The sequence below is a fragment of the Ignavibacteriota bacterium genome (assembly GCA_016212665.1).
GTDB lineage: Bacteria > Bacteroidota > Ignavibacteria > UBA10030 > SZUA-254 > FW602-bin19.
On sequence record JACREZ010000016.1, the window covers coordinates 254,975 to 276,736 of the forward strand.

Sequence of the window (21,762 nt, forward strand, 5' to 3'; positions counted from 1 at the left end):
AGGCAAGCGTGTTAGAGCTTGCCTTTGATAGAACACTCTGAAAATCGGATTATCTGAGAAGCATGAGTTTCTTTGTATCAGTGAATGTTTGTTTCATTCCCTCCTCGTCAACCGATTCAACATTGATGCGATAAAAATATACACCGCTCGGAAGATTGAAAGCATTGAAGGGTATTTCGTATTCTCCTTCTTCCATCTGTTCGTTATTGAGAAGCGTTGCAACTTCCTGTCCAAGCATGTTGAATATTTTTAAAGATACTAATGACGATTGACCAATGACAAATGACAACAGCGTTGAAGGATTAAAGGGGTTTGGGTAGTTCTGATACAATGCAAACTCACCTGGCAATTCATCGAAAAAATCTGAGCGCGGAATTATTCTTGCCGGAAGAACTGCCGGATTGGATTTCAGAAAAGGGACTTCGAGCAGTTGCTTTGTGCCTGTCAATGAAAGAGAAGAACTGAATCCGCCGTCAGTGGTGTCAATGGCGCCTTCAAATGCAGAGAGTATATTATTGATGACAGTATCAAGATTTGCATACCCGTACGCAGCATCGTACTGCGCTTTGCTGCGGAAGGATGAAACAATACTTCTTGCGCTCAGCATCGAGTCGGCAAGTCTGGCAACTTCGTTAACCATCTTCCCATTAAGTGGATTAGACGTGCCATCATCATAGATCAACTCTCCAAAACCTGCTGGTGTGGCTTGAAGAGCGCTTGCGGCGATACTGACTTTGAGCGCAAGAAGATTTGCAAACAATTTGTTATTGTGCTTCGTTGGCGGGAGTGATTTGTACATTCCAACGAGCGGCTTCGATGATGACAACATATCAAAATTTTTTGCAGTTCCCAAATGAACGCCGGTTGTTTTATCGTACAAGGATTTCATAATGTCGTCGTATTTTGCATGGCTCACCCACGCGAATTGTTTTGCATTATCAGGCATAGGAAATCCAGCAAGCAAGGGACCACCAAATGCGTTCTGTGCGAACAGTTCATACAGAACATTGATACGATTCGGCATCGGGAGCCGAAGAAGATTTTTTGAGAATGAAGAATCTGAAACATTTCCTTTTATTGTTTTAGGCAATGTCGCCCAACCGTATGATGCTTTGATTGCTTTTCCTTTGAACCCGATTCCATCAACCTGAACGATTGTTCCGCTATCGAGAGGTGTATAAGTTGTCACCTGCGCAAGATTACTCCAAGAGAACAATGTATCTGTTTTCGATTCTCCGCGTGTAATCGCGCCGGAAGTTTTCATTGTAAACTTTAACGTTAATGCCGATGTTTTGGGTGCCGTCAGTTTGAATTTGAATTCGACTTTATCCGCTTTCTTCTTCACAATCTTTCCTTGCTTTCCGATGTTGTCTTTATCGAATGCAATGCTGTCTGGTCGGAAACTCCGGTAAGTTCCAACATACGAAGAATCGAACATGAATGTAACCCGAAGCGTGTGTCTGCTGGAAACGTTTGTGAATGAATACGATGAAGAATTATCTGTCAAGACATCGTCAACGAAGAGACTGTCAACTTTGTATCCTCGTTCCGGGTTGAATGTAAATGTTTGATCTTCTCCATCAAGGACAATCACATCGCCCGATGGTGAGACGCTTCCATGCTCGCCTGCTGAGGCTGTGATTGTGTATGCCCGTTCAAACGTTGCAGAGAGAGACTGTTCCGCTCGGACATTCGTAAATGTATAAGAAGAAATTTTTCCAAGCGGAGTTCCATTCGCATAAACATTTTTTATGATATAGTTTTCTACAGAAACTATCATAAAGGTCTGATTACTTCCAACAGGAACATACAGCATATCAAACCAGAGTGAAGGAGACGGAACAGGAACAATTGAGCCGCCAGTTTCTGCATTTATCGAAATCGGAATTACGTCCGCAGTTCTTCCTGGTCCGCCAAATGCACCTATATCATTTCGCACAGTTCCTTTTGAGAATGATTGAGCAACCGAAGAAGAACCGGAGTCTGTAGGATCGTTATAAATCCCATCAGGATTTCCTGCATCTATGCAAGGCGAGCCGTCAGCGAGATGAAAATCCGAATCACCAAACATCGGGTCTTGATTGATGTTTCCCGTCCCTGCAATTCCGCCTTCGACATCGTTGTAAGAAGCTGTGACAGTAGAGGTTCCGCCGACAGAAACTTGTGTGCCGGTGGTTTGTGAATTTCCCCAAACAATGTTATTGGTCATTTCTACAATTCCGCTGATGAGAATTCCGCCGCCTCTTCCCGCGAGTGTACTTCCGGTCCCGCTCGATGAATTTCCAACGATAGTGTTATTCTCAAATATTTTTGGAGTAGATGATGCGCCGACAGTCCAGATTCCTCCTCCGCCAAATGTGGGAGCTCCCGCAACTGCCTGAAAGACAGAATTATTTTCGAGAACATTATTTTTAATAATTGCGCCGCTGTAATTGAGAACAATACCGCCGCCGTACATTCCTTTATTTGAGCCTATGTAATTGTTCAGGATGTGCGGGTTACTATCGCCTGAACGGATTGCCCCGCCGCCTGCGCTTCTGCTGTTCGGAAACATCCGGATTGCTTCGTTGTTGATGATGCGGTTATTTTGAATTGTTGGCGATGAATATTGTATGAGAATTCCACCCCCTTCAACATAGGGAGTCGTTCCGTGTTCATCCTTCCAGTTAGTTCCGGTTCCTCCTGTCAAGGTAAAACCTTCCAGCACCGCGGTTGAATCTTCTCCTGAAATAATGAGAACGCAACTTGCAGTATCGGAATAGACCGGATTGCCGCCGAAGATGACCGTGTTCAAAATGTCCAGTTGATTGTGTGTGAAAATGTATCGGCTTGCGACAACAATGTTTTTGCCGCGGTAGTTGATGTTTTCCGAGTACAAACCGTTATCAACCAGCACGGTATCGCCGTTCGACGCCGTAAGGATTGCTGATTGAATTGTTGTGTACGATGTTGGCACTCTCAGGACATCTGACAGAGTGAGTGTTTGACAGAGTATCAAACAACAAAGAAAAGAGGTGAATCGTATGTTCATGTGAATCATAAATAAGTTGTGGAAGAATATATTACTGTATCCAGTGTACGAAAGAAGTACAAGTGTTAGAACACAAATGCAGGGAAGGTGAATGTGAAGCAGTGAACGAAGGAAGGAGTGAAGGGAAGGGTGAATCATTTCCCCCTTGGAAGGGGGATAAAGGGGGATGTTATTTTCACGTCGGGAAGTGCATGAACGCTTTCAATTTTTGTTTGTAGGTTTTCCCGAGTTTCAATTTTGTTCCGTTGTGAAGAAGGACGAACGATTCCCCCTCGAAGAACGGACGGATTTCTTTAATGGCGCTGATGCGAACCATGACCGAGCGATGAATTCGGATGAACACATTCGGGTCAAGTTTCTCTTCAAGGTTGGAGAGCGTTTCGCGAAGCAAGTATGATTTTGTCTGCGTGTGAATGTTCACATAATAATCAGCCGCCTCGAACCAGATGATTTCATCAACAGGAATCGGGATGATATTTCCTTTCAGGGTGACGGCGATGCGTGATAGATATTCGATGTGTGATGTGCGATCTGCGATTTGAGCCGGGGATGGTTGAGAAATATCCTGTAACAATTCCCGCAACCGGTTTGTCAGCGGCTCGACTGATTTCAGTCGCAGGTATTCTTTTGCATGATGAAGAACATCGAAAAACTCTTTGTCGGAATATGGCTTGAGGAGATAATTGAGCGCGTGGACTTTGAACGCTTTCAGCGCAAACTGGTCGTACGCGGTAACGAACACAACGAGCGGCATCCGGTGTTGTGGGATGGAGGAGAGAACTTCGAAACCGTCCATCTCCGGCATTTGTATATCGAGAAAGAGCAGGTCAATTTCTGTTGTTTGTATTGTCTGAACTGCTTGCATTCCGTTCCCGCACTCGCCAACGATGGAAATATCCGTCTCTTTTTGAAGAAGCAGACGGATGCCTTCCCGCGCCAGAGGTTCATCATCAACAATGAGCGTTCGTATGTTCATCGTCAACGTTCGCGAAATGGAAGGGCGATGTGAACAAGAGCTCCGCCTTCCGGTTTTGATTTCAATTCAAACTCGAACGAAGAACCATACAACTTTTGCAGTCGTGATTCTGAGTTTTGCAAACCGATGCCATGATGTTTTAATTTCTGCAAATCAGATGTTATCCCGGGACCGTTATCGGATATGGTGATGTGGACTTTTCCGTTCATTCGTTCTGCGGAGAGTTCGAGGATGCCGCCCCGTTCCCGTTTTGCGATTCCATGTTGAAGCGCGTTCTCGACAAGCGGTTGTAAAATCAGCGTCGGGACTTTCGTGCTTAACACATCGGAAGAAATTGTTCGCTTAATACTGAGGTTCTCCTGAAAGCGAACTTTCTGAATTTCCAGATACAAATCTATTGCACTCAGTTCTTCTTCCAGCGTAACTTCCTGAGTATTCGTTTTATCGAGCGTGTAGCGGAGGAACTTGCTTAACTTTGCAATCATCTCCACAGCAAGGTTGTTCTCCTGCTTCCGAATCAAGACGGAAATCGTATTCAGCGTGTTGAAAAAGAAATGTGGATGGAGTTGCATTTTCAGCGCAAGCAGTTGCGCTCTGCCAAGTTCATTTTCCAATTGTGCGGCTCGGATTTCCCGTTCCCGCACCTGCGTATAAAACACAAACGAGTAGCTGAATAACATGTTCAGCAAGTAACTCATCACACCGTAATCGAGCGCTTCTGTCATGTTACTCAACACACGCTCGAACGTTACCGGAATTGCGAACTTGTACATGAAGATTGTTGTCAACACGGTTCGTCCTGCCATCGTCAGCGCAGACATAGCCGTCCCGACTGCAAGATGAACAAGCAACCCGGCAAAGAACTTTTTGCTTTGCAACGGAAACTTTCGTGCGAGCCAGAGAGTAATCGGCGAAAGAGCAACCCATTGCAAACAGTACAATATCTCTAAACTCAGACCGTTCAGCCAATCAACGGGATATTTCCCATCTGCCGTGCGAAGGACGAGTTGGCTTGTCATGAAGATGGAGAGGATGAGCCACACTCCGCTCAATAACCACCAGAAGGTGCGGCGATGCGAAGGGGAAATGTTGGTTTCTGTGTTTGATGTACTCATACAGCGACGGGTGCAAGATACGAAGCGAACCGCAGGAAGACAATTATTGTGCAGGGAAGGCAAGAAATAGTATGATGAATGGCTTGAATATGCAGTCAAAGAAGGATGGAACAAATTTCTCTGGCTACATGCCGATATCATTTTGTTTATTGAGATTTCTTTAGTACGTTTTCACCGTGAGAGAGATAGTATTTTACAAAACACGATCCGGAAATTCACCTGTCCGCGAATTTCTCGATGAACTTCCGGGAAAAATAGCACAGAAGGTAACATGGGTACTATCACTTATTGAAGAACTTGATAGTGTCCCAAAACAATATTTAAAAAAATTAATTGGCACAGATGATATTTGGGAAGTTCGGGTTCAATCGGGGAATGACGTACTACGCCTGTTAGGGTTTTTTGATGGAGGAAGATTTGTTGTTTTGACAAACGGATTTATCAAGAAAAGTCAGAAAGTGCCGCTTGAAGAAATACGACTTGCGGAACGAAGGAAACAAGAATATGTTACACGAAAGAAAAAACTATGAGTGACTTACAACGATACATACAGCAACGAAAGAACAAGGATAAAGAATTTGCTGAAGAGTACGATGCCGGATATACCGATTTCAAAATAGGAATTCTTCTTCGACAGTTCAGAGAAGAATTGGGGTTAACGCAAGACGACATTGCCCGAAAGTTGAAAACGCGAAGGTCTGCAATTTCGAGAATTGAAAACCATGCAGACGAAATACGGCTTTCGATGTTGAAGAGGTATGCAAAAGTTATTGGAAAAAAAGTACGGGTAGAATTGGCGTGATTTGATAGCTGTTCTTTTTTTTGATGAAACCATGACACTCTATATTTAATACATTACACCACACCAGGAGGACTCCATGTCCAGACATATTTTTACACTCATCAATAATTGTAGTATCTCCCGATTTGGCGGGAAAACGAGAGGATAGTATTGCAAGGGCATACTGGACAATTCTTTGGTGCGACCGGAAACGGCGTTGAGTACCACGCCTACAACGCGTGGGGCGAACTGATGGCTTCCCAGATTTCTCCCGATGTGAAGTACAAATACACCGGGCAGGAGTACGACGTACAAACAGGCGTGTACAATTACCGTGCAAGAATGTACGACGAACAGTTGGGAAGATTCTATGCGATGGACCCGGCTGGACAGGGCTTCTCTCCATACAGTTATGCAGGAAATAATGCAGTAAGTTTTGTTGACCCGGATGGGAAAGTATATAAAGATTACTGGAAAGATTATTACGAAAAATTGGAGAGAGAAGAAGCTTCTTTACAGGCAATGCGGGCAGAAAACCATAGATTGCAGATGGGAATGTTGGGGGGGGCTGAGTGGGGTGATTATTGGTCAATAATGTTGTGGATGGCTGATGAGGTGAGAGATGTAAGTTATACTGAAGCTGTTTATACAATGAGTTTAGAAATAAAAATGCAAATTACTATAGAATACAATGGACATATTGTTGAGGTTAATGGTCCACGAGAAGAAGCAATACAAGCTTCAGCCCAAATAATTTACAATATATACGAAAGTCATTTAACAAATAGTTCGATTGCTGCCAATGGGAATTCCGATTCTAAAGAACCTATAGATAGGACACAATGGTTAGAATTTGATGGCGAATCTCTAACATGGCACTATTATGCAACTGGACTTAGAAGTGAAGGCGTTTTTCCATTTGAAGGTGATGATCTTATTGTTGGAGAATATAAAGCTTTATCGGGTCCTTATAGAAAAGGAAAATTACCTGAAGGAACATATTTAGGAAATGGATTACGAGAACGCACAGATAAATCAGCTTTTATTTGCCCGGCAGGCGGTTGGAGTTTAAATCTTGAGCCTATGTTTAGAACAGACCGGACCCTTCTTCGTATTCACCCAGATGGAAATGTTAAGGGAACCGAAGGATGTATAGGAGTCCACTGTTCAGATTCACAACGATTGTATAATTCTTTATTAAATTACTTCCAAAATTATTCAAATATTCGTGTTGATGTTGATTACCGGTAAGATTATGAGTAAAGTAATTTCCGAAATATTAGTCTTTTCTTTTTTACTTTTTTATTATCCTTTGTTCGCGACACCGAAAGATGATTCGCTTTCAATCAGAGGTAAAATAATTGAGAGGTTTCATTTCGGTATAATGTTAAATGAAAACTTAAAAGCGAGTATAAGCACCAACAAATATATCGAAGCAAGAATTGAAGTAGAAAAATATTTTGAGAATCAGATGCAAGATGCTATCTGGACTTGTGTTTCTATTATTTCCCATAATAACGATACAACACTTGGGAAAGAATTCTTTAAATTATTAATGTCATTCGAGAATTCTGCTGATGAGAATCTTTCTTATGCAATAGGAGAAATATTTTTTTGGAATTCAGATTTCATATCGTACTTGTTGACTACTATTCCAAATCCCTATAGGCTAAAAATAATCGATAAAATCGAATTCGGTTTTAAAAATTATTTAAACATTATTGATAGTAATAAAAAAAAAAGAGAGTCTATCAATAGAATCATGGAATTAAAAAGGCGTAATAAATAATAATAATTGCTTTTAATTCATATTCTGTTCCCACGCTTCTATCATGTATCCGGTCAACGACTCTTATTTGCCAATCGTGAGGATGAGAAGCAATATGCTCGCTGTTCATAACCCATTATACTCATTTTGAGAAGAATGACTTTGTATTTTTAAATGAAAAAAGCAGCTCTCCATACAAGCACTCTAATAATCGTTCTGATGCTGAGTACCGCATCACTCACTCACAGCCAAACGAAGAAAGAGACAAACACATTTATTTATTCAGAAGAATATCTCCGCTCAAACTTAATCAAGGTAGAAAACATCTATAAGCGTATGAAAGAAGAATCCGCACAGGAAACTTCTACTTCACGTTCACATACACAAACATTCACTCAGGAGGTTTCTTCTTCTCAAGGTGTTGGCTGGGTTACGGGGTACGGTATTCCCAATGGCATCTGGGGCGGCATCGGTCCCTTCGCACACGATGCGTCCGGCAATTTGTATATCGGGGGGAAGTTCCGGTTTGCAGGAAACGTAGAGGTCAACAACATCGCCAAATGGAACGGGCGTGAATGGTCGGCGTTGGGAAAAGGTATCGGCGGTGTTGTTAACGCCATTCTCCCCATCGGCACACCACCGATGCTCTTTTTTTCATACCCTGCCGAGCGTAGGCAATTCTCCTCTCCCCCTCTAAAACAGAGCAATTTCAGCACATTCTCAGTCCTGCGCGCCGCAGGGAAAATCCTGTACGGCGCGGGACAAAGTCCGATTTACTCAGTCCAAAGTTCGTCGTGCGTAGTCAGAAGCCTCGACCATTCAGTCCAATGTTTTTGCTTCGCAGTCCAAAGACCGGGCTTCTCAGGGCGGGGCTGTATCGCTCGCTCCGTGTCCTGCGTTGTTCCGTCTCTTCCCTGCACAGTTCTGTCCAAGTCCTGAGCGACACAGCCAAGGGAAGATGCCTCTTCTCTTCAGCCTGAGATGTCCGGGATTCAGCCTGCGCGGTTCAGGCTTTTCCCTGTAGTCTGTTATCTTAAGACGGAGAGGTGCGGAATTTAGTATTTGGGATTCAGGCTAAAGGTAAATTAGTCCGTAGTTAAAATATATGCCAATGTTATTCTGAGACCCAACCCCAGACGGGGTTAATCGTGGAAATGAACCGAAAGATATGGTTCATTAGTCGTCACGTTTTCCTTGGGGTTGGGAGATTGCTTCATCCCGTTCTGATACATGATGAACGTGATTCGCAATGACAGTGAAGTGTGGGTCATTGCGAATCCCGCTTCAGCGGGGTGAAGCAATCTCCTACTTTCATGCTTCGAATAAATCGAACGTGTGGTTCATTAGTAGGGATTTCTTCTACGGTCCCGCAGTCGGCATGGTGCAAGGGGCTCACTTCACCCCACTAAGGCGGGGATTCAGAATGACAATGCCCTAAAATATTTTCTTCATGTGAACAAATTGGGAACTTTGGAAAATTGTTCTTCGTTGTAACAATACAATTCACATAATTTTAACAATCATTAAGAGGAAATCTTTATGGATTACGTTCCAAAACCTGATCTGGGATTTTTCCAGTGGGGTGAAACATTCAACAAAAACCTTGAACCGTATGAAGGACAACTTGGGATTACGGGCGAGGTAAAGACGCAGATTCAAAATCACTTAGATGCAGTGAAACTACGACTTAGTGAGGTTGACGGTCAGAAGAAAACGTTGCAAGGATTAACGAAGTTGAAGAATCAGGTAATCGCCGAGGCGAAACAATTCTTCAGAAATCTTGCCAACAAAATTAAAGCACACGATAGTTATACACCCGACATCGGTGAAGCGTTAGGCATCGTCGGAGCGGAAGATACATCCATGCAATCCATCAACGATGCGATGCCGGAGTTCTGGCTCACCTTGCTCTCTGACCACATTCGTGTTGATTGGAAGAAGGGAATCTTTGATGGAGTGAAAATCAGGTGCAAATGTGGAAACGAAACAACCTTTACTACGCTCGGTACAGATAATTATTCACCGTATGAAGATACACGGAAGAATCTTGTCGCCGGTGTGCCGGAAATGCGTGAGTATGAACTCATATATATGTTAGACGATAAAGAGGTTGGCAAGCCATCGGCGGTGAAGAATATCGTGTGTAATCTGTAATCTGTATTAACAGATGCTGAAATAAATTCAGCATGACGATAATTCGTGCTATCGGAAAAGTCGGAGCGATGGGAAACCGTCGCTCCGATTTTTTTTCATCGAATCGAAACTAACAGCTCATCAACAGTTCATCAAAAATTCAACAATATTTCCTCATTTCTTGTTTAAGAAAATTGTATATTAGCACCCGGTGATGATGCCTGTATGTGCAAAATGAATCGTTGGATGAAATAGCATCAATATGAAAAGACTATTTTATAGTTTTTTGCTTGTATGTTTCTTCGCTCCGTCGTTCACTTTATCACAAGAAGACGGAAAGCAACCAGTTTATCTCCCCTCTAAACTCAACACCGCTATTGATAAAATCTTAGACGACCAGTTTGCGGAGATTGAGAAGACACTCGTGCGTGAAGAGCGGTTAGACCCGAAAGAAGTTCTGCTTATCACCGTTCCGCTCGAAAATTATATCGAGGATGTGTTGTTCACCATCAATCGCCCGGCGACGATTTACCCACTCGTTATTTATTCAACCCTCCGTACCCTGTTCCGCGAAGGAAAACCGAAAGCGGAAATTGAACAAATCCTGATTGATATGCAGAAGAGCAATCAATTCAGGAAATTGTATGAGGCGCAACGTGCGGAATAATATTTTCAAGATTACATTATTTCTGATTCTCTTCTGTTCGTTGGCGGTTCAAGCAGGAGATATCAAGCCATCGGTCGAACTGGAATTCAACATCTTCTATGATAAGAATTATCCTCAACCGTTTTCATTCCAGATGCGTGAAGCGAAATTGTTTTTAGATGCAAACATTTCAGAACACTCGAGTGGATTGATTGAATACACAATGCGCGATGATTTAAAGCGGGGCGAACTTGAGCGACTCTATTTTGTCCAAAGAGATTTGCCGTTCAATAGTCAGCTTACGCTTGGACAATTCCGCAGTCCGTTTGGTTATTACGATGCATTCACAGTTTCTCACTCGCTAACCAAAAGCGCAGGAGTTTCTCCCGACGGAATTCTCCCGACATTCAAGTTGCGTTCGCATGATGTCGGCGTACTCTGGGAAGCGCAGGGTGAAGCAATCTCGTGGGGGTTGGCTGTCGTAAACGGAAACGGCATCAGCGGGATTCGCGATGATAATAATTTCAAAGATGTTATCGGACATGCGCTCTATGCGTTCGAGCGTATTCAGGTCGGACTCAATGGATTTTACGGCAGGAAAAATTCGCTGAATGCGGACGGTTCGGTGAAAGAACATTCTTCAGTCGAAGTAAAAGCGCTTGGTATCGAGGCGATGGGAATTTTCAATAAAGCGGTCATTGCCGGTGAAGCAATCATACAACAATACGAAGCACAACAAAGTCAAGGCGCATACGTGATGATGAATTACGATTTGGGAGAGATGCTTCACACGCTTCGTTCGGTTACTCGTTTTGAAGTGTTCGACCCGAACACCGATGTAGATAGTGATGAACGCGTTCAATGTGCGCAAGGTTTCCGCTACACCATTGACCGGGGCTACACAATAAAGTTTGAGTATATCATGAATTGGGAGAAGGTTAAACAACAGTTCAATGAACTTTTTGTAGAGTTGGAATACGAGTTGTGAGGAGTTCGTTCAAGAATCTTTCTGTCGGATACAAGATTCTTCTCGTTGTCATCGTTATTGTACTTCTTGGGGAAATCGTGTTTACGGCGTTTGCCTTGCATTACAGCCGCGAGTTTCTCATCAAGGAGATGCAACAAACGCTGGTTGGTTTTTCGAGAACAGTCGCACTCGATATTGCCCGAGGGTATGAGGTCAGCAATACGCGGAGTTTGTACAGCCTGCTTGATGAACTGGAACATTTCGATACGCGCATCATTTCTCTTTCGGTGATTGATTCGACAGGAAGCATAACGGCAGACCTTGAAAGCGAACACCTTTTCACTCACGATTCTTCAAATGCTGTATCGTTCGTACTTCAGAACAAAACTTCGTTCGTGGAGTTTGATGAGGAAACAAAGCGCGCTGTTACCGCCGTCCCTGTTGTAACTTCTCATGCCGGAATGCTGATTGGTGTATTCAAAGCAACATTCTCTATTGAAGAATTGTATGAAGTCCTTTCTTCGCTTCAAACGCTGATTACCATTGTCTCGGTTGTCGTTTTTATTTTTTTGATTATCAGCATCCTCACTATTACAAGAGTTATTATCGTCAAGCCATTGCAAGATTTTTTGCCTGCGCTTGAGCGAATAGAAAAGGGAGATTTCTCACTTGCATTGCCGGTGAAAAATAACGATGAGATCAATGTGCTTGCCAAACATGTCAACCGGATGGCTTCGGGATTGAAAGAGCGGGAGTTTGTGAAAGATACATTCTCGCGCTACGTTCCGAAAGAAGTCGTTGACCAAATTATGGAAAAGAAAATCCGTCCGCATCTTGAAGGAGAACTTCGGAACGTAACGGTTTTCTTCAGTGATATTCGCGGCTTCACGAAAATGACGGAACGGCTCGGCGCAGAGCAAATCGTGAAAATGCTCAACCGGTATTTTACTGCAATGACGGAAGTTGTTTTGCAATTTGAAGGCATCATTGATAAATTCGCCGGTGATGAAATCATGGTTGTGTTCGGCGCGCCGGTGCATCACGATGATGACCCTCTGCGTGCAGTTAGAATGGGACTTGCGATGCAGAAACGTATGCAATCGCTCAACGAAGAATTCGCGAAAGAAGGAATGGAAAAAATCAGCATCGGCATCGGCATCAATTCCGGCACTGCCATCGCAGGGAACATCGGTTCGGAAAAGCGGCTCACCTATTCTGTTATCGGAGATGACGTGAACCTTGCCTCGCGATTGGTAGAGCGGGCAGGACCGAGGGAAATCATCATCAGCGATGCGACACACGAGTTGGTGAAAGAATATTTCCATTGCAAATCGCTCGGTGAATTGAATGTAAAAGGGAAAACACATCCTGTTGCGATGTATTTAGTAATGGAAGAACAAATTTCAAAAAGTTGAAATGAAAAAAGAATCCATTATCATTTACTGCGACGGCGCCTGTTCCGGCAATCAGTTCTCGAAAAATAAAGGGGGCTGGGGAGTTGTATTGAAATATGGGAGTCACGTGAAAGAATTGTATGGTGGAGAAACCAACACGACGAACCAACGGATGGAGTTGACCGCGTGCATCAAAGCGCTGGAAGCAATCAAACAAAAAGAAATACCAATTGAAATCTTTACCGATAGCGCATACCTTGTCAATTGCTTCGGGCAACGATGGTTTGAAAAATGGGAACGGAACGGCTGGAAAAACGCGCATAAGAAACCGGTCGAGAATAAAGAACTGTGGCAACGATTGCTCGAACTTGTAAACGAGTACAAGCCGACCATCAACAAAGTGAAAGGGCACGCGGGGGTTGAGTTGAACGAGCGTGCGGATGAGTTGGCGAGATTGGGGATTGAGGAGATGAAATAGAAATTATTAAAAACTGGAATATTACCCAGAACTTGTTACAGAATTTTTCCACGGCACTCAGATGCTGAAATAAATTCAGCATGACGATACGTGTGTTCTTTGTTTTCCCTTCCTCAAACTCGTATCTTCTTTCCATGAAACCTGTCATCGTCGTTCACCACCACGAAATTACACTCAAGCGGGACAATCGTTCATACTTCGAAAAGCAATTGATGAAGAATGTTCGCACCGTGTTACTCGGATTTTGCAAATCATTTGTTCTGCGCGGCGGCTATGGGCGATTTGTCATTGAAGAAATCCCGAATGAACAAGTTGATGCAATCGCTCAACGTTTGACGCAGGTGTTCGGTCTGGCGAATATTTGTATCGGCGTGAAAGTCAATCAAAGCGTTGATGAGTTTAATTCTGTAGCGGAACAATTACTTGCAGACAGAAAATTTTCCACAATTAAAGTTGAGACGAAGCGACCCGACAAACGATTTCCTCTTACGTCTGTTGAAGTAAACACTCAAGTCGGAGCGTTTCTCTGCGTGAAGTTCGGTGTGCGGGCAAATCTGACACAGCCGGACGAGACACTCTATATCGAGATAGTGGAGGGAGTTGCGTATGTTTATCGCTCGAAAATGCAAGGCGCTGGCGGTTTGCCGGTTGGTGTAAGCGGGAAAGTGCTTTCGCTTCTCTCTGCCGGATTCGATTCGCCGGTCGCTTCATGGCGAATGATGAAGCGGGGATGCAACGTTAACTTTGTCCACTTCCACAGTATGCCGTACACAAGCCAATACTCGGTTGACCAGGTGAAACAGTTGGTGAAGATTTTGACCGAGTATCAATTCCAATCGCGTCTCTTCATCGTTCCGTTTGCAGATGTACAAAACGAAATTGTTCTGCAAGCGCCGCAACACTTGCGCGTGGTTCTTTACCGTCGTTTCATGATTCGTGTTGCTGAAACAATCGCCAGACAAAAGCGAGCGGAAGCATTGGTAACGGGCGAAGCAGTCGGACAAGTTGCATCGCAAACGCTCCGTAACATCCGTGTGATTGATGAAGCCGCATCCATGCCGATTCTCCGTCCGCTTGCCGGTATGGACAAAGAGGAAACGATGCACACTGCCCGACTCATCGGCACGCACGATATTTCCAAAGAGCCGTATGATGATTGCTGTTCGTTCCTCGCGCCGCGCAATCCCGCCACGTGGGCATCGCCGGAAGAAGTTCTTGAAGCAGAATCGAAGTTGAATGTCCCGCAGTTGCTTGAGTTGGCGCTGAGCAAAACAACATCGGAAATATTTCTTGTGCCGCAGTTACAGAAGGAGAAAGTGAATGAAGGAAAATAATATCTTTGTACTCGTTCCAACGCTCCTGCGTTGGAATGAAAAGACAAACGCTCCGCGTTTTTTCCGCAGAGCGGAATTGGTTGCCGTTCCTACGGAGACCGTAGGAACGAGAGTTTGGTTTTTGACTTTCCTATTGTATTTCCTTTTTTATGGTTTGATATCTGCCCAACCCTTTACCCGCGAACTCGAATCCATCCCCTTCATTTTTGGCAACGACACACTTGCGCAACCCTTTATCGGTGGAATTGACGGACCGAATCACCGTTTTGTTGATATAGATTCCGATGGCGATTATGATTTATTTGTGTTCGATGCCGACCAGAATGTAGATTTCTACCGAAACGAAGGAACTCCTCAAACGTTTGATTTCAAAATGAAATTGAATGAAATCACTCTTCCTCAGTTTACCGCGTGGTTTTATTTTACCGACCTGAACGGCGATTCCAAAATTGACCTCTTATGCGATAACGGCGGAAACGGAATCAGTTACTACAAAAATATTGGAACGGTTCACGAACCGGATTTCGTTCTCGAAATACAGACGATGCTCGACACATCGAACAGTCAGATTCTTGCCGGGTTCCTCAGCGTTCCTTCCTTCACTGACCTTGACGGTGACAACGATTTTGATTTCTTCACCAGTGATTTTAACGGCAACATCATCCGTTACGAAAACATCGGCACGGCGACAACTCCTGCATTTCGTTATGCTGATGAACAGTTTCAGGGAATTCAAATATTAAATGATTCATGTTTGAATAATGGATTGAGTCAGTCATCAATCTCAAATGCAAGACACGGGGGAAGTCTCTTCGCATTCGCGGATGTTGATGGGAATCAGTCGCTTGAATTATTTATGGGTGACATGAACTCGTACAAACTGTTCTACATTAAAAATCATGGAACGGCAACTCAACCCGATTTATTTTGTACCGGAGACCAGATATTGCCTGAGGATGCTCAGCTCACAACTGTTTATAATCAACCGAACTTTGTGGATATTGATAACGACCACGACCTCGATTTGTTTGTCGGAACGTTTGTGAACATGGGACAATCGTCTCCGCCCTATCACTCATTCTGGTTTTATGAAAATCAGGGAGATTCTGTTTCGCCGAATCTTCAACTTGTGACAAAAGATTTTCTCAGAACGCTCGATGTCGGGAAGAATGCTCATCCCGCGTTTGCTGATATCAACAACGATGGCTTGTCCGACCTTGTGCTTGGAACGTTGAGTGGACAACTTTCGTATTTCAAAAATACAGGAACGAAGACACAACCTGCGTTTACACTGGAAGACTCCTCCTTCTCCGATATCGGTGGAAATTTCGCGTACGCCCCCACGTTTGTTGATATCAACGGAGACGGAAGAAAAGATTTGGTTCTCGGACGATTCGACGGACAGGTGGAAATCTATTATGGATTTGATTCAATCATAACAATTTATAATTACAAGCCGGATGATTCACTAATGACGGGACAATTTGCCGTCCCGGCGTTTACTGATATTGATGGTGATAATGATTTCGATTTGTTTGTGGGAACATCAAACGGGAAAATTCGATTGTACCGGAACAACGGTAATACAATGCAATTTATAGATACACTCATTACTTCATCGTTTCAATCCATAGATGTCGGAGAAAATGCAAAACCATTGTTTGTTGATATTGATAATGACGATGACGACGATTTGTTCATCGGCAACTCGGAGGGGAAAATGTTTTTCTTTGAAAATGATGGAACGGGTCAATTTACAGAACGAACAAATCGTTATGCGGACATTCATGGTATGAAAGAATCCGCCCCTGCGTTTGCTGATGTTGATAGCGACGGCGACCTTGATTTGTTTGTCGGAACATCGAAAGGTGGATTACAATTCTATCGAAACGCTAAGCCGGTTGGAGTGGACGAATCAAACCGGGAACCTCAAACCCCGAACCAAATTATGTTGTTCCAGAATTATCCCAATCCGTTCAACCCCTCGACGAATTTCGGATTTCGGATTGCCAATTTCGGATTGGTTACATTAAAAATATTTGATGTATTGGGACGTGAAGTTGCAATTGTGGTGAATGAAACGAAGCAAGCGGGAAATTACTCAGTTTCTTGGGATGCTTCTGGTTTGCCAAGCGGAGTGTACATTTACAGGCTGAGCACGGGACAGAAAGTACTCAGCAAGAAACTTCTTCTCGTTCGGTAATTGGTTAGTGGTGAGTCGTGATTTTGTATTAAGGGTAGTTCCAAAAACTTCAATAAAAATGTTTTACCGCTAAGCACACAAAGGATACGCAAAGTGGCGCAAAGAAAATAGAGTTTTTGTAACATCCCTTAAGAAGTTTCAAGAGGTTAATACGAGAATCTTGAATTCTCAAAACCTAAAAACCAAATCTCAAATCTTCAATCCTAAATCCGCAATTGGCAATTCGCAATGCCGAAGGCATGCCCTTGGCATCCGAAATCGATTAGTATTCCACTTCTTTTCCGAGTAACCGAAACTGAAGCCACGTTACGAACATGATGAGAACGAAGAGAACCCACGACATTGCGGAGGCGTAGCCCATCCGTAACTGTTCCCACGCCGCCTGATAAATATGATAGACAATGACATCGGTACTCCGAACCGGTCCTCCCGCTGTCATTACATAGATTGAAGTGAAGACCTGAAACGAACTGATGAGTGACGTAACAAGAATAAAAAACGTTGTCGGCTTCAGAAGCGGAAAAGTAATTTTCCAGAAACATTGTCCGGTACTTGCGCCGTCTATCGTTGCCGCGTCGTACAGTTCTTCGGGGATGCCTTGCAAGCCGGCAAGAAAAATTACCATCTGGTAACCAAGTCCAAGCCAGATAGAAAAAATCATCACCGAGAGCATCGCTGTCTTTTCCGAGTTCAACCATTGTGACGGTTCGAAGCCGAAACTCATCAGGAGGAAGTTCGCCGCGCCGAAACTCGGATGATACATCCACATCCACACCAACGCAATGGCAACGAAGGAGGAGACGCTTGGGAGAAAATAGAGCGTGCGGAGAAATCCCAATCCTTTCAATCGCTTGTGTAGCATCAGCGCAACCGCAAGCGAAACGAGCATTCCAACCGGAACGTTGAGCGAATAGACAAACGTGTTTTTGAACGCGTTCCAAAACAACGGGTCGTTCAGCATTTCAGAAAAATTATCAAGCCCGATGAACGGTTTATCCGGCACAACAACATCCCACCGGTGCATACTTAAATACGCGGAGAACGCGATGGGCGTAAACATAAAGACGATAAGATGTAGAATCGAAGGAGCGAGAAACGAATACGCAGTTCGGAGAGTTTTTCGTTTGTTGTTTTTCGTTTTCAGATACAATAACACTGAAACCACTAACCAGAAACCTGAAACCATCAGCAGAAACCAGAGTATTTCCGACTGTTCTTTCATCGGCTTAAACTCCGTCGCTTCGTGACTCCGAATCTCGGCAAGTTCTTTGTCAACGCGTGCGGAATACTTCGTCATCGTTTCATGGAGCGGTTTGCCGTTGACCATTACTTCGTCAACTGCATCCTGTAATGTCCATTCGATTTCACTGAACCGTTCGATGAGTGAACCCCACGGTTGGCGGCAATATTGTACTTCATCAAAAAAAACTTGTTCTAACCCGGTTGCATCAGTTTTTACATTCTCTTCAGCGACGGAAATGACGGCAGGAATTTCGAGTCGTTGTGAAGAACGGACACGCGCTGTAATTTCTCCCGCCATGAACGAGGCAAGCAACACCGCTTCTTCCGGATATTTTGTGTTCACCGGAACGCACCAGCCGGATTCATACATGACATTTACTTTGTTGGCGTCGGGATGGCGTGGCAACGGCGCAACTCCGATATCGAGTGTCCCGTCCTGAATGTACTTCACAAATTTCGGCATCAACCAATGACCGCTTGTCAGCATTGCGAGTTTTCCGTTCGAGAAGAGCGCGTAACTTGTTCCCGTTTTTTCCGATTGTACCCATGTTCCCAAATCGGGCGAGACCTTGTGCTTGTTTCTCAAGTCTATGAGAAACTGAATTGCAGATTCCGTTCTTTCCGAATTGAGAAATCCCGTAGCATGAAACCCGGTTGCATCAACAACATCTCCTCCCGCCGACCAAATCCAGGGAATCCACTGGTAGTAATAATTGGTGAACGCTGTTCCGTACTGGTCAACCGTTCCGTCGTTGTCTGTATCTTTGGTAAGTTGTTTTGCTGTCTCAAGATAATCGTTCCATGTCCAATCTGATGTGGGATATGAGATGTTTGATGTGCGAAACAGTTGTTTGTTGTAATAGACCATGATAGGCGTGAAGCCCTTGGGAAATGCGTAGAGCGAATTTCCTTTCCGCGCAATGCTCAACACATTCGGGAACCACTGAGAAGAATCAATATGAAGTTTGGAGAGGTAGGGATGAAGGTCGAGGAGGACGTGTTTGTTGGTGAACGTCGGAATCAGTTTCGAGTCGAGCAGAAAAACATCTGGCGGCTCATCGGCGACAAGCGAGGTCAAAATTTTTTCTTCATACACACGCCCCGGGCTCGGTTCGTACAAGACATTGATGTGTGGATACCGTTTCTTGAATTCTGCAAGCGAGAGTTCATCACTCGGCATTTCATCTACACTTGCCCAATCCATGAGACGAAGCGTTACCTGTTGCTGGGCGAATGTCATCGTCAACACGAACAACATCAACCCGGCAACAAAGCAATATCGTTTCATGGTTGTCAGAAATAATTCGGGCGACTGCCCTGAACCATGTTAATCAATTTGTCCGAAGATTCTCCAGATCGCTTCCCACTCGAGGCAGTTCGGTTCAACGATAACTCTGCCGCCGTTTTTGTACCATTTCACATCAACGCCTTCCACTTTATCGAGTTGATGTTTCTTGGAAATCTTACGCGGGAATTCAACCGCTTCAAACTTCGGCATCATCTTCTCGTTGAAATCTTCCCGTTTGAATTTCATCTTCCATGAACGTTCGTCCAACGGTTCGAGCGTGAGTGTAATTCTTCCCCACCGGGTCGGAGAGTACGTGAACGAAAATGGTTTCTGTGCATTGAGGTCGCCTTCCACCAATCCATCAAGCAGACGGAGTTTGGTTTCATCTTCAAGAATAAAACTGTGGCGCAAGTAGCGAATGCACTCTGCGCTTGCCCAATTGTGCGGCATGTCTCCGATGAATCGTTCATCCGCGATGGAGCGTAGCGTTTGTTCTTCGCGCCATGCATACATCGGCGAAGCGTGATTAAGAAATCCGTTGAAGAAGTTGCGTGCGAGTTGAGGTTGTCCTGCCCATAATAACACCTGACTAACAATCGGGGCGTTGTACGCCCAAACCGCATCGTGAGCAAGCCACCCTGTTTCTGCCGGAATATCTTCCTGAACAATAGACTTCATTAAATCAATATGACCAAGAACTTCAGCCGATTCAACATCGTACAGCATCCCGGGATAAATAGCATGCGACATGTAAATTTGAGCGGCTTGAACGTTCGGACGATTCAATGGATTCGGGTCATTCCATTTTGGATCGTCTTTCATCAACATGGGAAGAAACTTGAACCCGTTTTGATGTTGCCGCGTTTCCTGCTGCGATGCAGTTCTGAAGGAAATCCAGAGTTCACGGTAAAAGTCCCGGATATCTCCGCGATTCATAAGAAACAACCTGTCGGCAGTGGATTGCATTGCTTTTAATCCGATGACTGTCCAAAGCGAATTTGTTAACTCTGAACGAACGCCGCCGATGCCACTGTCCCCGAACCCTTGCGGCAGTAATCCGTAACTTCCGTTTGCAGTTCCGTCTCTGTATGCTTTGTCGCGGAGGTTGCGTAAATACATTGCGGCTTTGTGCGCATCGGGCCACAGTTCGTTGAAGTAATCCCAGTTCTGCGAGAGTTCTGCCTGACGAATGAGCATATAGATTGCCGCCGCAGTGTCTTTCCAATGGTTCTCACCACCGCCGGCAAAAATTCCGCCTGCGGAGTTTTGCAGATTCCAGATTGACTCAAGTCCTTCCTGCGCTTCTTTATCATGTCCCATGTAGCGCGCCGCTTCGAGAAGAAATGTTCCGTCAATGACCCACAACCCGCGATAGACAGTCGGTCCGACCTGAAATGCTTTCTTTCCTTCTTTGATTGTGCGGGATTGTAAAATATTTCTTGTTGATGTAATGAGAAATTCGTGATGCTTATCCTGAATCTGCCAGTTTACTTTTCCGTCGAACGGTTTCCAGTTTTGCCAGAACAAACGGGCTTCATCAAGCAACTTTTGCGGTTCTTCGATTCCGTCTTCAATTGCATCGAGTTCCTGCGCGGCTTGCGGGAAGCGGAAGAAGAAGTTCAGCGGAGATGATGCCGTAGCTTTGTCTTTTGCCAATGTGCAGGTGTAGGTAGTTCCGTCGTTGCTCATTTCGATATGTGCGTTGACCGCAAGGAACAATGTTTTGTTCTCATCGCCGAGCAGGAGCGTACTGAGGTCGTCGTCCTGTTCATCGAGCGTGAGTTCTGCTTTTGAACTGATGGTGAGGAACGGAGCGCAATCAAGTTCTTCTTTCCCGTCGGGACGAATTTGAACGAGGACGTTATCCACGCGTCCTTCGTTGTTGCTGTTGGTGGCGAACGTGGTCAGCGTCATTACTGCATCGGGGAAACGGAGTTTTGTTGTAATGATGGGAATTCCCGGCGCTTCCAATTTCTGTTCGATGTATTCGCCTTTCTGCGTTCCGTTTAACCCGAACCAGACTTTTTGAGCAAACGCATCGAGTTCAGCAAGCAAACCCGGGTGATTGTACAGGAGTTCACCATACTTCCCGACTAAACTCTTATATGGGTCATCAGGGAAACAGAATGTGGATTGCCATGTCGAGGGAGAATACCGGAAGTCAATAGGGACAGTTGACTCGACAATTGTTTTTGGTTTTACGGTCACAACTTTTTTCTTTCCTTCCTGTTTGAAGAATGAAAACGCGTTCAGCGCATCGGCTCCGAGCGTTACTGCGCCTCCTGCCAATGCAAGTTCTTTTAAGAATTTTCGACGATTGTGTCTGTTCATAATCTGATGTTGAGGTTGATATCGTTAAGAAAAAAAGCCCGCGATACGGTTCTGTATCGCGGGCATAAATATACA

17 protein-coding genes are annotated in these 21,762 nt (G+C 44.4%); 12 read left to right on the top strand and 5 right to left on the bottom strand.

The annotated features are described in order from the left end of the window. Positions 1-49: 49 nt before the first annotated feature. The 3 genes from HY960_05925 to HY960_05935 form a co-directional block, all read right to left on the bottom strand. Complete coding sequence (locus HY960_05925) at positions 50-2,956, bottom strand: T9SS type A sorting domain-containing protein (GenBank protein MBI5215272.1); 2,907 nt, start codon at positions 2,954-2,956, stop codon at positions 50-52. Between the two features lie 250 nt (positions 2,957-3,206). Next, the gene (locus HY960_05930; protein ID MBI5215273.1) at positions 3,207-4,007 is read right to left on the bottom strand and encodes a response regulator transcription factor; all 801 of its coding nucleotides are present in this window, start codon (positions 4,005-4,007) and stop codon (positions 3,207-3,209) included. Between the two features lie 2 nt (positions 4,008-4,009). Continuing rightward, positions 4,010-5,122, bottom strand: coding sequence for a histidine kinase (locus tag HY960_05935; protein ID MBI5215274.1), 1,113 nt, complete (start codon positions 5,120-5,122; stop codon positions 4,010-4,012). 176 nt (positions 5,123-5,298) lie between these two features. Here HY960_05935 and HY960_05940 point away from each other — a divergent pair, with 176 nt between their 5' ends. From HY960_05940 to HY960_05995, 12 genes are all read left to right on the top strand, one after another. Further along, on the top strand, positions 5,299-5,652 hold the full coding sequence (locus HY960_05940; protein ID MBI5215275.1) for a type II toxin-antitoxin system RelE/ParE family toxin: 354 nt from the start codon (positions 5,299-5,301) through the stop codon (positions 5,650-5,652). Further along, positions 5,649-5,924: a helix-turn-helix transcriptional regulator gene (locus tag HY960_05945; GenBank protein MBI5215276.1), complete on the top strand. Its 276-nt coding sequence runs from the start codon at positions 5,649-5,651 to the stop codon at positions 5,922-5,924. The genes HY960_05940 and HY960_05945 overlap by 4 nt, the downstream gene beginning before the upstream one ends. Before the next feature lie 150 nt (positions 5,925-6,074). After that, entirely contained in the window at positions 6,075-7,154 is a 1,080-nt protein-coding gene (locus HY960_05950; GenBank protein ID MBI5215277.1) for a hypothetical protein, read from the top strand. 4 nt (positions 7,155-7,158) lie between these two features. Then, positions 7,159-7,692: a hypothetical protein gene (locus HY960_05955; protein ID MBI5215278.1), complete on the top strand. Its 534-nt coding sequence runs from the start codon at positions 7,159-7,161 to the stop codon at positions 7,690-7,692. Between the two features lie 153 nt (positions 7,693-7,845). Then, positions 7,846-8,610, top strand: a complete 765-nt coding sequence (locus tag HY960_05960) for a hypothetical protein (protein MBI5215279.1) — start codon at positions 7,846-7,848, stop codon at positions 8,608-8,610. A gap of 600 nt (positions 8,611-9,210) precedes the next feature. Further along, positions 9,211-9,825: a hypothetical protein gene (locus HY960_05965; protein ID MBI5215280.1), complete on the top strand. Its 615-nt coding sequence runs from the start codon at positions 9,211-9,213 to the stop codon at positions 9,823-9,825. Positions 9,826-10,066: 241 nt separating this feature from the next. Continuing rightward, on the top strand, positions 10,067-10,471 hold the full coding sequence (locus tag HY960_05970; protein MBI5215281.1) for a hypothetical protein: 405 nt from the start codon (positions 10,067-10,069) through the stop codon (positions 10,469-10,471). Continuing rightward, on the top strand, positions 10,449-11,438 hold the full coding sequence (locus HY960_05975) for a hypothetical protein (GenBank protein ID MBI5215282.1): 990 nt from the start codon (positions 10,449-10,451) through the stop codon (positions 11,436-11,438). The genes HY960_05970 and HY960_05975 overlap by 23 nt, the downstream gene beginning before the upstream one ends. Beyond that, positions 11,435-12,832: a HAMP domain-containing protein gene (locus HY960_05980; GenBank protein MBI5215283.1), complete on the top strand. Its 1,398-nt coding sequence runs from the start codon at positions 11,435-11,437 to the stop codon at positions 12,830-12,832. Before HY960_05975 ends, HY960_05980 begins: the two co-directional genes overlap by 4 nt. A 1-nt stretch (position 12,833) precedes the next feature. Next, a complete protein-coding gene (gene rnhA / locus HY960_05985; protein MBI5215284.1) occupies positions 12,834-13,289 on the top strand; it encodes a ribonuclease HI in 456 nt (151 codons plus the stop codon). An 80-nt stretch (positions 13,290-13,369) separates the two neighbouring features. Further along, a complete protein-coding gene (thiI, locus tag HY960_05990; protein ID MBI5215285.1) occupies positions 13,370-14,623 on the top strand; it encodes a tRNA 4-thiouridine(8) synthase ThiI in 1,254 nt (417 codons plus the stop codon). Further along, entirely contained in the window at positions 14,610-16,826 is a 2,217-nt protein-coding gene (locus HY960_05995; protein MBI5215286.1) for a T9SS type A sorting domain-containing protein, read from the top strand. The genes thiI and HY960_05995 overlap by 14 nt, the downstream gene beginning before the upstream one ends. 262 nt (positions 16,827-17,088) lie before the next feature. On the opposite strand, the gene HY960_06000 is transcribed toward HY960_05995, so the two are convergent. Then, positions 17,089-19,356, bottom strand: a complete 2,268-nt coding sequence (locus HY960_06000) for an extracellular solute-binding protein (protein MBI5215287.1) — start codon at positions 19,354-19,356, stop codon at positions 17,089-17,091. Between the two features lie 39 nt (positions 19,357-19,395). Beyond that, on the bottom strand, positions 19,396-21,687 hold the full coding sequence (locus HY960_06005) for a twin-arginine translocation signal domain-containing protein (protein ID MBI5215288.1): 2,292 nt from the start codon (positions 21,685-21,687) through the stop codon (positions 19,396-19,398). Positions 21,688-21,762: the final 75 nt, after the last annotated feature.